Origin of the sequence: Enterococcus aquimarinus, assembly GCF_001885765.1 — a bacterium.
Lineage (GTDB): Bacteria > Bacillota > Bacilli > Lactobacillales > Enterococcaceae > Enterococcus_I > Enterococcus_I aquimarinus.
In genome coordinates, this window is the sequence record NZ_JXKD01000001.1 from 1 (window position 1) to 15380 (window position 15380).

Here is a 15380-nt window from a genome sequence, read left to right on the forward strand (position 1 = left end):
CATGGCGATTGTGGCGAAGGGGTTAACGCACCGGATTGTGGTTCCGGCATTCGTGGGTTCGAAACCCATCAGTCGCCTTTTTTCTTTGGGGTATAGCCAAGCGGTAAGGCAAGGGACTTTGACTCCCTCACGCGTTGGTTCGAATCCAGCTACCCCAGTTATAACTGTCGAACTCTGATTAAGATATTTTTCTTAGTCAGAGTTTTTTTGTTATTTTTTAGCGGAAAAAATTTAAACTAATCCAAAATCAATCATATGATAGTAGCGTGATGGGACTGATTAGACGGATTGATTTTATCAAGTGAATTCCCCCTTTCTCTGTATTCCGTGTAAGACTACCTAGCAACGTCATATTACTCCTTAGTCAATCAGTGTTGTAGGCAACGTCCTTACTAAAGAATTGAAGTGAATGAGTTCAAATTCTATTTTCTCTTCATACTAACTAAAGAGTGGAGAAAATTTTGGATGAGAGAAAGGCTGAATGGACAGTCGTGGTATTGCTGTTCATTTCTTGGCAAAAGGTTTAGTATAGAGCCATGAAACAGATTGTTTTTGAGCGAATCTAGTAGGATCAAGACCATCAAGAGAATCATTTTTTGTACTAACACGGATGAAAGATTCTTTCAATAGTAAGAAAGCTATCATTATTTGGTGTTATCAAGAGGTGAACTCTCCAATTGCAGATGGTTTATCGGGAGTGTTTTGGCAGATTTTCCATCCATTACGAAACCCAATCGAAAGCGAAGTTACGATTATTTTTTTCATGTTGACCCTAATGCTTGAAAAGTGCATAATACATTGCATTCGCCTGAAGGGTAGTCTGTCATATTACCAGATAATTTTAGTCGAAAAAACTAAAAATAGTGAATGTGAATCATTAAATTGGAGGATTGGCAAAGGAAATGAATAAAAAGGGGAAAGCATCTGCTGCTGGATTATTAGTGGCGATGGGGGTTGTTTACGGGGACATCGGTACAAGCCCGCTATATGTAATGAAAGCAATTGTCGAAGGGAATGGTGGAATCGGGACGCTTGATAAAAATTTTGTCTTCGGGACCGTTTCGTTAATTTTTTGGACACTGACCTTTCTTACGACGGTCAAATATGTTTTGATTGCGTTAAATGCAGATAATCATGGAGAAGGCGGGATTTTCTCCTTATATACGCTTGTTCGCAAAAATGGCAAGTTTTTAATTATTCCAGCGATGATTGGCGGCGCTGCGTTGCTAGCTGATGGGGTATTAACGCCAGCGGTTACCGTCACAACAGCGGTTGAAGGATTACGTGGGATTCCAGCCTTTTATCAGTTATTCGGAATGGATCAATCGATAATCATTTATATTACGTTAGGAATTTTGTTGTTGCTATTTGGTTTACAACGTTTTGGTACGGATGTTGTTGGGAAAGCTTTTGGACCCGCCATGTTTTGTTGGTTTAGCTTTTTGGGTCTGGTCGGAATTATGAATTTCGGGCAAGATTTATCCGTGATTCGTGCGTTAAACCCGATCTATGCGGTCCGTTTACTTTTTAATCCTGAAAATCGTTTAGGAATTCTGATTTTAGGAAATATTTTCTTAGCAACCACGGGAGCAGAGGCGCTTTACTCAGACATGGGCCACGTCGGAAAACGCAATATTCATTTAAGTTGGCCGTATGTCAAAATTTGTTTAATCCTTAATTATTTAGGACAAGCAGCATGGTTGAATCGCGCCATTGACAGCGGGGAATATTCAGAAGTTGAAAATTTAAATCCATTTTTTATGATTTTACCTGAATCTTGGCTGATCTTTGGTGTTTTCTTTGCGACAATCGCGGCGATTATTGCTTCTCAAGCGTTACTATCAGGCTCTTTCACACTTGTTTCTGAAGCGATTAAACTTCACTTTCTACCGCGATTGAAGCTCGTTTATCCAGGTACCTCAATTGGACAAGTCTATATTCCAACTGTGAATTTTATTTTATGGATTGCATGTTCCTTAATTGTGATTACGTTTCGGACGTCCTCGCATATGGAAGCGGCATACGGACTATCCATTACGGTTACAATGTTAATGACGACTTTTTTACTTTATTTTTATTTGATTCAATCGAAACGGTCGAAAGTGTTGGCGATAGTCATCACGTCATTCTTTGCCGTCATTGAAACGATTTTCTTTATCTCGAGTGCGGCTAAATTTTTCCACGGTGGATTTGTTGCGGTAATCATGGCATTGATGATTCTCTTTGTGATGAGTGTTTGGCAATGGGGGAATGTGATTGAAGAAAGAGAATCGGTTGAAGTCGATCTTAAAGATTTTATTCCACAACTACAAGAGTTGCATCTAGACCCAACGGTTCCGATATTTCAAACGAACGCGGTCTTTTTAGTTCCACGGATGGACGGGGATTTAATTGGTAAGCAATTTTTATATTCCATTTTGGATAAGAAACCAAAACGAGCGAAAGTTTATTGGTTCTTGAATGTGGTGGTAACCGATGAGCCCTACACGCAAGAATTTACGGTCGATACGATGGGGACTGATTTTGTCGTGAAAGTCCAATTATTCCTAGGGTTTCGAGTCAGCCAAGAAGTGAATGTTTATTTACGTCAAATTATTCAAGATTTAATGCAAGATGGACGCTTAGAAAAACAACCACAAAGGTATTCAATCATTCCTAATCGTGAAATTGGCGATTTTCAGTTTGTGTTGATTCAAGAATCGTTATCAAATGACAGTGAATTAAGTCACTGGGAACGTCAAGTCATGCAGACGAAGCTATTCATCAAAAAACATACCACTTCACCAGAGAATTGGTTTGGTTTAGAGTATAGTGAAATCAAACGTGAGACCGTTCCTTTAGTTATTGGAAAAAAACCACGAATTCCTTTACGTGAGCGAGAGAACTTTCATCCTCATCATTAAACCAAAAAACGACTCTTCCGAATTTCGGAGGAGTCGTTTTTATTGGTTATTCCCGGTATACGCGAATCGTATTTTCGATATGTTGAATACTGAAGGGCGTTAAATCGTCAAAACTGGCCGTAATCGACGTATCAAGATCGTCAGCAAACATGGTTTCATAGTCAGCCATACTTAAAGCTTGACGATTTTCTAATAAGGCTAAATGAGCATCTTTTTCTAAATATGTTTCAAAACCTTCTACTAAAAGGCCACTAAACAATTCACAAACAGCGCCTGAACCGTAGCTGAAAAGACCAATCCGTTGGTTCGCTTGCAGTGAGTTTGAATTTTCAAGTAACGAAATCAAACCAAGGTATAAAGAACCGGTATAAAGATTCCCAACGCGGCGGCTATACGTAATGCTCGCTTCATATTGTTCCAGCATGCGCGTTTGTTCGCCTTCCGTTTCATTTTCTAAAATAGCGAGTAAGGCTTTTTTCCCCATTTTAGTATACGGAATATGAAAAGCAAGGGCAGCAAAATCCGTTAAATGACGTTGGTATTTTTCTTGGTAACGAGTCCAAACTTTCTGGAATGATTGAACATACGTCTCATTTGAAAGTGGACCGTCCACCATCGGATATTTATGCCCAACAGGACGCCAAAAATCATAGATATCTTGCGTTAACATCACGGTTTCATTTTCTAACTTCAAGATGCGAGGATTTTGGCTAATTAACATGGCCACGGCTCCTGCTCCTTGCGTTGGTTCGCCACCAGATTGGAGCCCGTATTTGGCAATATCGGTCGCGATGACTAAGACTTTACTGGTAGGATTTGCAGATACATGATTTTTAGCCAGTTGTAATCCGGCAGTTGCACCGTAACAAGCTTCTTTAATTTCAAATGAGCGAGCAAAGGGTTGCACGCCAAGTAGACGGTGCAAGACCACGGCTGAAGCTTTTGACTCATCAATGCTCGATTCTGTGCCCACGATAATCATATCGATTGTCGCTAAGTCTTCAGGAGTTAACATCCTTTTCGCGGCATTGGCGGCAAAAGTGACGATATCTTGTGTTTTTGGATTCACAGCCATTTGTTCTTGCCCAATTCCCAATAAGAATTTATTTGGGTCCACGTTCCGAGCAAGGGCAAGCTCGGTCATATCCACATAATAGGGCGGAACATAAAAGTTTATTTTATCAATACCAACGTTCATATAGTATTACTCTCCTTTAGATTTCTATCTTATACAATTTACCACATTTTCCACAATATTTGAAAAGAAAAAGAAAGAAATTAAAGTTTATTAAAAAAGCAACCAAACTTGTTAATATTTTAAAAAGAGGAGTTGTTTTTTTTGTGGGGCATGCTATAGTTCAATTTGGAGGTGTCTACATGAGAGACGTTGTGATTATTGATGCCCTGAGAACGCCAATTGGCAAGTATCGTGGGCAATTCAAAGACTTAAGTGCGGTAGCGTTAGGTGTGGAAGTATCAAAGAAACTAATCGCCCGAAATGAAGGGCTTAAAAGTGAAATGAAACAAGTCATCTTTGGGAATGTGTTACAGGCGGGAACGGGTCAAAATCCGGCACGGCAAATTGCCTTAAAAAGTGGCTTACCGGTATCTGTTCCGGCAACAACGATTAATGAAGTCTGTGGATCGGGCTTAAAATCGATTGCTTTAGGGCGCCAAACCATTCAACTTGGAGAAGCTGAGGTCGTCTTAGTAGGTGGAATTGAAAGTATGAGTCAAGCACCCTTATTTCATTATTACGATAAAGAGACGGATCAAGCAACGAAAGCCCAATCCATTTTGGTCCATGATGGGTTAACCGATGCTTTCAGCGAAAAACATATGGGGTTGACCGCCGAAAAAGTCGCAGACGTTTATCAAGTGACACGTGAAGCGCAAGATGAATTCGCCTTACAGTCGCATGAAAAAGCAGCAAAAGCTCAAGATGCAGGATACTTTGATGCAGAAATAATCGAAGTAGAAGTCAATGGTGTCACGTATACGCAAGATGAAGGTGTGCGTCGAGGCACCACCTTAGAACAACTCGCGAAATTAAGAACCGTTTTTAAAGAAGAGGGTTGTGTCACAGCAGGGAATGCGTCGACGATTAACGATGGTGCGTCGGCTTTAATCTTGGCTTCAAAAGAATATGCGGATGATTTAGGTCTTACTTATTTAGGTGTGATTCGTGATGTGACTGAAGTCGGAATTGATCCAAGCATGATGGGCACATCCCCTATTGAGGCCATTCGTCAATTGCTTGAGCGCAATCAGTTAACGACTGAAGACATTGATTTATTTGAAATTAATGAGGCTTTTGCGGCAACGTCGATTGTCGTGGAAAAAGAACTTCAATTACCGGCTGAAAAAGTCAATATTTGTGGCGGAGCAGTTGCCTTAGGACACCCAATCGGTGCGACAGGTGCGCGAATTGTAACGACAGTGCTTCACCAACTTGAACGGATCAAAGGGCATTACGCGATTGCGTCTCTTTGTATTGGCGGCGGGCTAGGCCTAGCTGTTTTGATTGAACGCACAAAGGAGCAGTAAGGATGGAGAAAAAATTTTATCAGTTGTCACCGAAAGAAAGACTGGCTCAGTTAAGCCTTGAAGGGAAACTCACACCAGACATGTTGCAAGCCTTACAACAAACCGCGCTTTCGGACGAAGTGGCGAATCATTTGATTGAAAATCAAATTAGTGATGTCTCCATTCCGCTAGGGGTCGTGCGTCATTTTAAGGTGAATCAAAAAGACTATGTCATTCCTTTGGCGACGGAAGAACCGTCTGTCGTAGCTGCGTGTAGTAATGGTGCCAAGATGGTTGCCCAGTCAGAAGGGTTTACGAGTAGCATGCATCGAAAAGAGCTCAGAGGTCAAATTGTCTTCATGAATGTTCAAGCAGCAGATACGCTTGTTGAAACGATTGAAGCCAACAAAGCAGCAATTTTTCAGCGAGCAAAAGAAAGCTATCCTTCGATTGTACAACGTGGCGGGGGATTAACCGAAGTGCAGATTCGTCGTTTTGTTGAAAATCCAATGTTTCTTTCTGTTGATTTTATCGTTGATACAAAAGATGCGATGGGCGCCAATATCATGAATACGATTCTCGAAGGTACTGCGAATTTATTCCGTGAGTGGTTTGATGAAACGATTTTATTTAGTATTTTAAGTAATTACGCGACAGAATCCTTAGTCACTGCGACATGCCTTGTGCCTTTTTCCGCTTTATCCAAAGGGGGAGATGGGGAAGAAGTTGCGATGAAAATCGCGGCAGCTTCGACGTTTGCTCAGCTGGATCCTTATCGTGCGACTACGCATAATAAAGGGATTATGAACGGTATTGATGCACTTGTTTTAGCAACTGGCAATGACACGCGAGCGATGGCAGCTGCGGCTCATGCTTACGCTGCTAGAGATGGTCAATATCGTGGGTTAAGCCAGTGGACTGTGACGGCTGATGGACTAAGAGGAGAAATCACCTTACCCGTAACGATTGGAACGGTTGGAGGAGCGACGCGCGTTTTACCAAAAGCTCAGGCAGTATTAGCATTGCTACAAGTCTCTTCGGCTAAAGAACTAGCAGAAGTCATTGCAGCGGTAGGTCTTGCTCAAAACTTAGCGGCGTTACGTGCGTTGGTGACGGAAGGGATTCAAAAAGGTCACATGTCTTTGCAGGCGCGTTCGTTAGCGCTGAGTGTCGGTGCCAAAGGGGAGGAAGTCACTGCGGTGGCGACGTCCTTAAAAAAAGGTGTCATGAATGAGCAACATGCCAAAGCGATTTTAGCGGCATTGCGTTCCGAGTAAGAATCAAATGGTCTTTACCAAAAAAACAACGTCTGTCAGCTCGATTAATTCTAGCTAGCAGGCGTTGTTCTTTTAGTGTGGTTCTTTTTGAGTTGTCTAGTTCCTTTGGTAAATCAGGGAATCGTGCTCGTATAAACAAAAAAACAGCCTCAGGCGATAGGACCTGAGGCTGTTCGGTTTATGCGGGTGTAATACTTTGGGCAAAGGCCTCAATTACTGGAATGACCTCTAATTTGAGTTTGTATTTTCGTTCTAAAGCAGGTTCAATTGTAAAAACGTTATTTTCTGACGTGGAAATCGTCGCGAGTAAACGTTCTTCTTTAGCCGTTTTTTCCACCACTTGAACGGAGTCAGAGTGTTCAATCACTTCAAATTTTGGAAAAGCCGTGATTGCTTCTTTGAAAGTAGCGAATGCACTGTCTTCGTCAAAAGAGCTTTCAGTAGCAGCTGCTGGAACTTCTATGTCTTGTGCCGCTTCAATTTCAACTTCAACTTCAGTTGCAGGACTTTCCTTTGGTGCTGACGTAGGAGCGTTCTCGCTAGTAACAGCTGATTCGTCCGTAAAACCCCAGTAGTTCGCAAATTCATTGACTAATTTACGACTAAAGCGTTCGAGTAATCCTGTTTCAGAAGATTGAATTCGTTTAACGACAAGATTAAAGTGTTCATCTAATGGCACAGAAATAATCTGATCACGCGTTGTTTCGCCTAAAAATTCAATCGACATTTCATTGGGCGTTTCAAGTTTAATCCCAACTGTAACGGGTAATTCGTACATCGCCATTGCTTGTTTTTCCATTTCTCTAAACAGCAATGCCCGTGCATTATTAAAGGAAGGACGAAATTGTTTTTTTAATTTTGCTAATTGTTTCTTTTTCATGATGATCCCCTTTCGATACAAGGTAAATTATAGGCAAAAAATGCAAGAATGGGAAGATGTTTTCATGAAAAAAGATGATTTTATTAAAAAATGATGAGTAAAGTGAAGGAAATGTAAGAGTTATTCGCTCTCAAAGGCATGGAGCGAAGGATATTTAGGTAAAATCGCGATAATTTCTTTATTTTCAGAAATCGCAATAACCTTTTCTTCCCATACGTCTAGCGTATAATCTGGACCTAAACGAGACGCAAGTGCCTCTAGAAATTGCTCTTTTTGCCACTGACGAGCAGGAAAGTGTTGCACCAAATCAGGATGTACAAGAAAGATAAAATCGGGGTGAAACGTTGTCCGCACTTCTTCACTAAGTGTGGCTAAGCGTTCAGAAATAGTCATGACCGGACCTCCTTTTTGATCAATTAAGAATCTATTTTTAGTATAACATACTTCATTACAAACAAGAAAAACAAGAAAATGGTCGTTTTATTTCTAGTGTTCATTTTCTGTAAAAATGAGTATACTAGTGAAGGTAAGGGGATGAAACAAAGATGGAAATTTATTTGAAACAAGCGATTTTGCATTTAATTGATCGTGAAGCAGGCGATCCTGTTTTTTCACAAGTACCACTTGATCTAAGTGCCGAATATATTCGCGATTATTTAACCAAAAAAATCCAAAAACTTTCAAGCGCGCAAACGAAAACCGGAAGATTAGTAGCTGATTCGGTCGTTAGTCGGATGTTGGCCACCGCGACGGACGATTTTATTGCGTTTAGTGAGGCATTTGTGAAGCATTGGTATCAAATGTATCAAGGAAGTGAAGATGCACCAAATAGTGATGTTTTTATCGTCTTATATGAGGAAGACGCGCTCGCCCAAGTCGCTTTTATTAAAGTGAATTATAAAGAAGCGTACACTCATTTTACGGATTTAAACGAAGAAGGATTAGCCAATCGTTTGATTTTGAATCGTGCGATTTTAGCGGGTAAAGCGCAAAAACCAGATGAAGGAATGACAATTGATTTAAAGACGCTCGATTATGAGTTGATTGAAAAGAAATACCAATTTTCTGGTGACAAACGGTATTATTTTTCAACCCAAGTGATCGAATCCGTCCCTCGTCCCTCATTAGATGATCATCTTTCGGTGATTAAAAAAGCAGCGAAAAAAATGAGTGAGAAATTCGAAACCCCGACTTATGACGTGTTGGCGAACATTCAAGAAGCGGTTTACGATACGATTGAAGAGACAGGAACGTTAGATACCACTGAGATTGCGCAAAAAGTCTTTAAAGAAAATGTTTCTGCGCGCATGGCTTTTCAAGAAGAAATGACTGAAAAAGGGGTTATCGAACAAACACCGTTAGTCAAAGAAGTCAAAGAAATTTCAGAGAAAAAATTTGGCAAACAAAAGTTGAAATTATCCAATGGCATTGAACTCATCGTTCCGCTTGACGTCTATCGAAACCCTGATCTCATTGAATTTGTAAATCATCCGGACGGGACGTTGTCAGTGACGATTAAGAATGTTGAAGAGATCGTCAACCGCTTATAAAACGTTAAAAATTTCTTGCGTTTTTTCTTTTTAATAGACAGGAAGTCATGCAAATAGTAGTCTGAAGTTTGACTAAAAGGAGTGAGGAAACATGCGAAGAAAAAAGAAAAAACCATTAAAAACCGCTTTGTTTCTTTTCCTTCTACTCACTATTTGTGGCGCTGTTGTCTTTTTTTATCGAACGAAACAACAATATCAACAAGTGATGGCTTTAGAAAGTGAAGTAGTGAAACAAGCAGAAAAAAACGGTATCTCAGAATATCGTGAATTGATATTGAGTATGATCTTAACGGAATCAAAAGGGTTAGGCAACGATCCGATGCAAAGCTCTGAAAGTGCCTATGGAGAAGCTGGCAGGACAAGTGACCCGTCAGAAAGCATTGCGCAAGGAGTTTCTTATTTGGCCGAAAGCATTGCATTAGCACAAGATCAAGGAGTCGATCTTTGGACAGCCGTCCAAGCGTATAATTTTGGGTTAGATTATATTTACTTTGTGGAATCGCGTGGGGGCGTGAATGACTTAACCCTGGCAGAAGAATATTCCCGTGATTATTTAGCCCCGCAACTTGGGAATCATGACCAAGAACAGTATCGCTACTGGCGTCTTTTCCCAGTTTTTCATAACGGAGGCTACTTATATTATAATGGGGGGAATTTCTTTTACGCGCCTTCTGTTAAGTGGAATCAGCAAAAGATGCAGTTTTTCCATTATTTAGAAAACCTCTGGTGAAATAACTGTTTAAGATTCGCAAGAGCATCGTGCAAAGTACTTGAATCTTTTGCGAATTGTGTTAGAATGGAATACGTAGAAAAATGTCTATTTGAACATCGCACTGATTCCGATTAGTGCGATTTTTTACCGATAAAGACAGGCTCCTAAACGCTATTTTTTGATAGGAGGTGAGTCAATAGTGGCGAAAATTCCACAAGAAACGATTGATGATATTCGAAGTCGGACAAATATTGTTGAAATTATCGGTCAATATGTCCAACTCAAAAAATCTGGCGGTCACAATTATACCGGTTTATGTCCGTTTCATAATGAGAAGACACCTTCTTTTTCAGTTGCGGAAGATAAGCAGTTTTATTATTGCTTTGGTTGCGGTCGTGGAGGAAACGTCTTTCGCTTTATCGAAGAAATTGAAGGCCTGAGTTTTGGTGAATCGGTTTATCGAATTGCGGAAATCGAGCACATTCCCATCGATGACAAGTATCAACAATTATCATCCGCGGAAAGTGAATCTTCAAAAACGAGACAACTCATCACGTTGCATGAAAAAGCAGCCGAAATTTATCATCATTTATTGATGCATACGACGGCTGGACAAGAGGCGCTCGATTATTTGCTCAAACGAGGACTCACAGAAGAGCTCATCATCGAGTACCAAATCGGGTTTGCACCGATGCAACGGGAATTTCTTGAAAAAATATTCAAAAATGAACAATTATCAGCAGAATTTTTTGCAGACTCCGGTTTATTTGTTGTTCGCGATGATGGGCAGTTGCTTGATCGTTTCTATCAAAGAATTGTCTTTCCGATTCGCAACGCGCAAGGCAAAACAATTGGGTTTTCCGGACGTTGGTTTGAAACGCCCGATTTTCCAGCAGAGAATCAACCGAAGTATTTGAACTCGCCAGAAACAGCCATCTTTAATAAGCGTGAAGTCTTATTTAACCTAGACAAAGCGCGAGGTGCGATTCGCAAAACAGGCGAAGTGTTTTTGTTTGAAGGCTTTATGGATGTGTTAGCAGCTTGGCAATCAGGTATTCAAAACGGCATCGCTTCAATGGGAACAAGTCTGACGCAACAACAAGTGACCATGATCGAACGGATGGCTCAAGAAGTGATTTTTGCGTATGATGGCGACAATGCAGGAGTGGAAGCGACTCATCGTGGAATTGAATTGTTGAAAGAATCCAGTCAGTTAAAAGTCACTGTACTCCAGTTTCCAGAACGCCTTGATCCGGATGATTATATCAGGAAATATGGTGGGGAAGCCTTTCAACAATTGGCCAATCATGGACGCGCGACGGTCTTTGCCTTTAAAATGGCTTATCATCGATTAAATCGCAATTTAGCCAATGAAAATGATCAACTGGAATACGTTGAAGTGTTGCTAAATGAATTAATTGAAGTCGATTCATTAATTGAACAAGACCGATATTTAACCCAACTTTCGACGGAGTTTCAAATCAGTCGTGAAGTCTTGCAACAACAAGTGCGGCAACTGAAGCAACAAGGAAGACAAAAACGAAGGCAGCAACATCAGCAAGTAGTAAAAGACGTTGCGACGCCAGTTCGACCAGTCGCACCACGAAAAAAGACACAAATCGAAAAAGCAGAAGAGTTATTACTCTATCGCTTGTTTCATGAAGAAGGATTCAATCAGCGCTTTAAAAGCCTTCCAATTCATTTTCCGCACGAAATTTATCAAGAGCTATATGTTTTATTTGATACTTATGTTGCAACCGAAGCCGAATTTGAAGTCGCACGTTTTTTAGATTTTTTACAAGACGAGCATTTACGGCAACTAGTCATTCAAATTGCGAGTTTAAATGTGCCAATTGAAAGTAGCCAGCAAGAAACAAACGATTTGATTCGTTTACTGCAATCAGCGGGAATCGTTGAAGCGATTCAACAAAAGAAAATCCAACAACAACTCGCTAGTCAACAAGGCAATCAACAATTAGAATTAGAGTTAGCAATGGAAATTATTCACTTAACGAAACAACTAAAGCAAGCGTAACAGTTTGACATAAAAGGGGGATTTCTCTCATGGCAGAAGAAATAAAAGTAGGATACGATCAAGCAGTGAAAGATTTTATCAAAGAAAACAAAAGTAAAGGTCAAGTGGTCTACGACGACTTGTCTAACCAACTCGCGACACCATTTGAACTTGATGCAGACGCAATGGATACGCTCATTCAAAAAATCGAAGACGCGGGTATCAGTGTCGTTGATGAAAATGGCGATCCATCGATTTATAGTTTGAAATCAGAAGAAAAAGTGGAATCAAAAGAAAAAACCACTGCCCATGAAGATCTTTCAGCACCAACCGGCGTAAAAATTAACGATCCTGTCCGCATGTATTTAAAAGAAATTGGTCGTGTGCCACTTTTAACAGCAGCCGAAGAAGTTGAGCTTGCTTTGAAAATTGAAGAAGGCGATCAACTCGCGAAGCAAGACCTAGCTGAAGCGAACTTACGACTTGTCGTAAGTATTGCGAAACGATATGTCGGTCGTGGAATGCAATTTTTAGATTTAATTCAAGAAGGAAATATGGGATTAATGAAAGCCGTTGAAAAATTTGATTACCGTAAAGGATTTAAATTTTCTACGTATGCGACTTGGTGGATCCGCCAAGCGATCACACGGGCCATTGCCGATCAAGCCCGCACAATCCGTATTCCGGTTCATATGGTCGAAACGATTAACAAATTGATTCGAATCCAAAGACAGTTATTGCAAGATTTAGGAAGAGAACCGACGCCAGAAGAAATTGGGGCCGAAATGGACTTGCCAACTGAAAAAGTGCGTGAGATCTTAAAAATTGCACAAGAGCCTGTTTCATTAGAAACACCAATCGGAGAAGAAGACGATTCTCATTTAGGTGATTTTATTGAAGATAAAGATGCAACGAGCCCTGCCGATCATGCGGCGTATGAATTATTAAAAGAGCAGTTGGAAGACGTGTTAGATACGTTAACTGATCGTGAAGAAAACGTCTTACGCTTACGTTTTGGAATTGACGATGGCCGTACAAGAACGCTCGAAGAAGTTGGAAAAGTCTTTGGTGTGACGCGCGAACGGATTCGTCAAATCGAAGCAAAAGCGTTACGTAAATTACGTCATCCTTCTCGTTCAAAACAACTAAAAGATTTCTTAGAATAACATCCGTAAAGGTGCGACAAGCTCATTTGTCGCCCTTTTTTAATACTTTGAAGAACAAGAAATCGTCATTATCGTACTCACTGTTCCCTCTATGGAATGAAGGGATTGGGAAATCCCGAGCCCTTGGGTGAAACAAGACCTTTATTTCTCCTAAGTAATCTCCGATAAGTAGGAGTAGTCATAAACTTAATAAAAACGTAATTCAATTAATCTTGGCTCAAGTTGAAAACTATGTTAAATTTATCTTTGAAGAAATAAAAAGGAGTCCAAAAAGTGATAAAAAAATGTCCTCATTGTGAGTTTGAACCCATCACAGATCAATTGATTTGTCCTAATTGCGGTTCAGAATTAAAAGAAAATATCTCCAAACAAATAAAAGAAGATCAAGCAACGTTACCTCCGATAGAAGATGCGAATGACAATATTAATTGGTCAAATTATCAAGAGGTTTCTTTAGGTTCAGTCATGGAGCAGTTTAAGGATGTTATTGAAGAATCAGATGAGGAATCGGCTGAAAAAACGACGGAGTCAACAGAGGAACAACAGCCTATCCAACAAGCGGAGGAACAACCATTGACGCAACAGGAAGATTCTCCTGAAACGACGGACGAACTATCTGATAATCCTATTTTACAAGCTTATTTGCGCCGTCACCGCGATGGCACGCCAGATGCTGAAGAAATGTTAGTAGAGGCAATCAAGCAACATGAGCAAAAACAATTGACGATTAAAGAGAAAAAAGAAGCGGCCTTCACAGTCGATGAAACGGCTATGGGTGAAGTCGATAAGCAAGAGTCAGAAAAAGAGCAAGAAAAGCAAGTAGCGCAACCAGAAGAACGCTCAGAAGAACAACTAGAGGGACAATCAAAAGAAGAAACCATTGCGCCAATCGTAACCGATGCAACCTCGCAATCAGAAAATGAAGCAGAAGCGGAAATAACGAGTCCGGTAGATTCAGAAGTAGTAGCACCAGTTCATGATAGTGAAGCGATTTCCGAAGTCGATAAAGCAGTTGCCCTGATTCAACGTTTTGAAGAAAATCAAGATAAAACAGAAGAATCGACTATTAAAAGTCCTTCTGCGACACCAGAAGAGACGGTCCAGGTAGAAGAGGGAGTTGCCCAACGCGTTTCAAAGTCAGCCCGTCTTTCAAGTTCGAACAAGAAAAAAATCTATCTTTTAACAGCAGCTGGACTCTTATTTGCAGCTGGAGGTGGCTGGTTATATGTCGATGCCAAGCAAAAATCAGAAGCAGCGCAACAAGCACAGTTACAACAGACGCAAGATTTCGCTGAATTAAGCGCGGAATTACAAGATTTTTATCTTGATGCACAGCAACAATTTATCAAACCCGAAAAAACATTAGCGCAACTGAAACCGTTAATGGAACAGGTGTCGACCTTTAAGCAACAAGAAAATTATGCAGACGTTCAAGCGTTCAGTCAGGCGCTTTATCAAAAAATGACGACGCTTGAGAACATCAACCAATATTTTACAGCACCAATGATTGTTGGGGACACATTGGATCGGACGGTTCATATTAAAGAAATGCAACTCATCGATGTGACATTACCGAATCAAGAGGGCGCCTTTTGGGATTTAGCGGATGAAGCCGTACAACTGGGGAATATTCAGTTGCAACAAGTTCAAAGTGCCAAGGACGCTGTCGCTGAAGTGACGCGTTTATACCAAGATGGGAAAATCTCGGCGGACTTAACGAGAAAAACCGTAGAAGCGGCGCAAAAACAAGTCAACGAGTTATTTGAAATTTCAGATAAAGCAACTTTAATAGCGGCTTTAGAACCGGTTGAAGCGGCATTAGTGGCACGTGAAAAAGCCGAAGCCGAGGAAGCCGCACGTCTGGCTGCCGAAATGGCCGCTCAAGAAGCTGAAGCAGCGCGAATTGCGGCTGAACAACAAGCAAGTGCGAATGCGATCCAAGGTCAAGCCGTATTGAGCCCTCAAACACCGACGAATAATAATAACCAACCGATTATTGCTTCGCGTCAAAGTGATATTAATGACGTGAATAACGCAGCATGGGTCTGGGCACCGGGTGTGTATGAACAATTTATCAGTACGATTATTAGCCGTGGTTATGTAGTAGAAAATGGTTTTTATTTAGAACCTGCTCGGATTGAAAATGGGGAAGGTTATTACCACCTTTATGCAACGAGCAATAAGTCGAGCTTACTAAGTGGCGTGTCGTCATCGAGTCTGCCATTTTATCTCGTGACAGTCAATGCGAAGACCGGTTTCTTTAAAGGAAACGGACCTAATTAAAAAAAACTTGAGACTCCTCCTTTTTTTCGATATGATGGTGTATACACTTATCGAAAAAAAGGGGGTTTT

The 15380-nt window shown here is 40.7% G+C and carries 9 protein-coding genes, 2 tRNA genes and 1 pseudogene; 9 read left to right on the forward strand and 3 right to left on the reverse strand.

Annotation, left to right across the window (positions count from 1 at the left end):
- Positions 1-4: 4 nt before the first annotated feature.
- The 3 genes from RU93_RS00005 (at position 5) to RU93_RS00020 (ending at position 2903) form a co-directional block, all read left to right on the forward strand.
- Positions 5-77 (forward strand) — tRNA-His (locus RU93_RS00005).
- 9 nt (positions 78-86) lie between these two features.
- Positions 87-158 (forward strand) — tRNA-Gln (locus RU93_RS00010).
- Positions 159-902: 744 nt separating this feature from the next.
- Positions 903-2903, forward strand: coding sequence for a KUP/HAK/KT family potassium transporter (locus RU93_RS00020; protein WP_071873569.1), 2001 nt, complete (start codon positions 903-905; stop codon positions 2901-2903).
- 46 nt (positions 2904-2949) lie between these two features.
- Here the strand turns inward: RU93_RS00020 and RU93_RS00025 are convergent, their stop codons facing one another.
- Positions 2950-4101, reverse strand: coding sequence for a hydroxymethylglutaryl-CoA synthase (locus tag RU93_RS00025; protein ID WP_071873570.1), 1152 nt, complete (start codon positions 4099-4101; stop codon positions 2950-2952).
- Between the two features lie 179 nt (positions 4102-4280).
- Here RU93_RS00025 and RU93_RS12225 point away from each other — a divergent pair.
- Positions 4281-6706: pseudogene (locus RU93_RS12225) on the forward strand (hydroxymethylglutaryl-CoA reductase, degradative).
- A gap of 178 nt (positions 6707-6884) precedes the next feature.
- On the opposite strand, the gene RU93_RS00040 reads toward RU93_RS12225, so the two are convergent.
- Together RU93_RS00040 and RU93_RS00045 are read right to left on the reverse strand one after the other, a co-directional pair.
- Entirely contained in the window at positions 6885-7586 is a 702-nt protein-coding gene (locus RU93_RS00040) for a hypothetical protein (protein ID WP_071873573.1), read from the reverse strand.
- Between the two features lie 120 nt (positions 7587-7706).
- Entirely contained in the window at positions 7707-7979 is a 273-nt protein-coding gene (locus tag RU93_RS00045; protein ID WP_071873574.1) for a hypothetical protein, read from the reverse strand.
- A 152-nt stretch (positions 7980-8131) separates the two neighbouring features.
- On the opposite strand from RU93_RS00045, the gene RU93_RS00050 reads away from it, so the two are divergent.
- The 5 genes from RU93_RS00050 (at position 8132) to RU93_RS00070 (ending at position 15311) form a co-directional block, all read left to right on the forward strand.
- Positions 8132-9136 (forward strand): nucleoid-associated protein, encoded by a 1005-nt coding sequence (locus RU93_RS00050; protein WP_071873575.1) that lies wholly within the window; start codon positions 8132-8134, stop codon positions 9134-9136.
- A 91-nt stretch (positions 9137-9227) separates the two neighbouring features.
- A complete protein-coding gene (locus tag RU93_RS00055; protein WP_071873576.1) occupies positions 9228-9866 on the forward strand; it encodes a lysozyme family protein in 639 nt (212 codons plus the stop codon).
- 178 nt (positions 9867-10044) lie between these two features.
- Positions 10045-11883: a DNA primase gene (dnaG, locus tag RU93_RS00060; protein ID WP_211272536.1), complete on the forward strand. Its 1839-nt coding sequence runs from the start codon at positions 10045-10047 to the stop codon at positions 11881-11883.
- Between the two features lie 29 nt (positions 11884-11912).
- On the forward strand, positions 11913-13028 hold the full coding sequence (gene rpoD / locus RU93_RS00065; protein ID WP_071873578.1) for an RNA polymerase sigma factor RpoD: 1116 nt from the start codon (positions 11913-11915) through the stop codon (positions 13026-13028).
- Positions 13029-13301: 273 nt separating this feature from the next.
- Positions 13302-15311 (forward strand): cell division site-positioning protein MapZ family protein, encoded by a 2010-nt coding sequence (locus tag RU93_RS00070; RefSeq protein WP_071873579.1) that lies wholly within the window; start codon positions 13302-13304, stop codon positions 15309-15311.
- The last annotated feature ends 69 nt before the right edge of the window (positions 15312-15380 follow it).

Coding starts and splice junctions, on each gene's coding strand:
- RU93_RS00020 (WP_071873569.1), top strand. CDS start 903: ATGAATAAAAAGGGGAAAGCATCTGCTGCTGGATTATTAGTGGCGATG.
- RU93_RS00025 (WP_071873570.1), bottom strand. CDS start 4,101: ATGAACGTTGGTATTGATAAAATAAACTTTTATGTTCCGCCCTATTAT.
- RU93_RS00040 (WP_071873573.1), bottom strand. CDS start 7,586: ATGAAAAAGAAACAATTAGCAAAATTAAAAAAACAATTTCGTCCTTCC.
- RU93_RS00045 (WP_071873574.1), bottom strand. CDS start 7,979: ATGACTATTTCTGAACGCTTAGCCACACTTAGTGAAGAAGTGCGGACA.
- RU93_RS00050 (WP_071873575.1), top strand. CDS start 8,132: ATGGAAATTTATTTGAAACAAGCGATTTTGCATTTAATTGATCGTGAA.
- RU93_RS00055 (WP_071873576.1), top strand. CDS start 9,228: ATGCGAAGAAAAAAGAAAAAACCATTAAAAACCGCTTTGTTTCTTTTC.
- rpoD (WP_071873578.1), top strand. CDS start 11,913: ATGGCAGAAGAAATAAAAGTAGGATACGATCAAGCAGTGAAAGATTTT.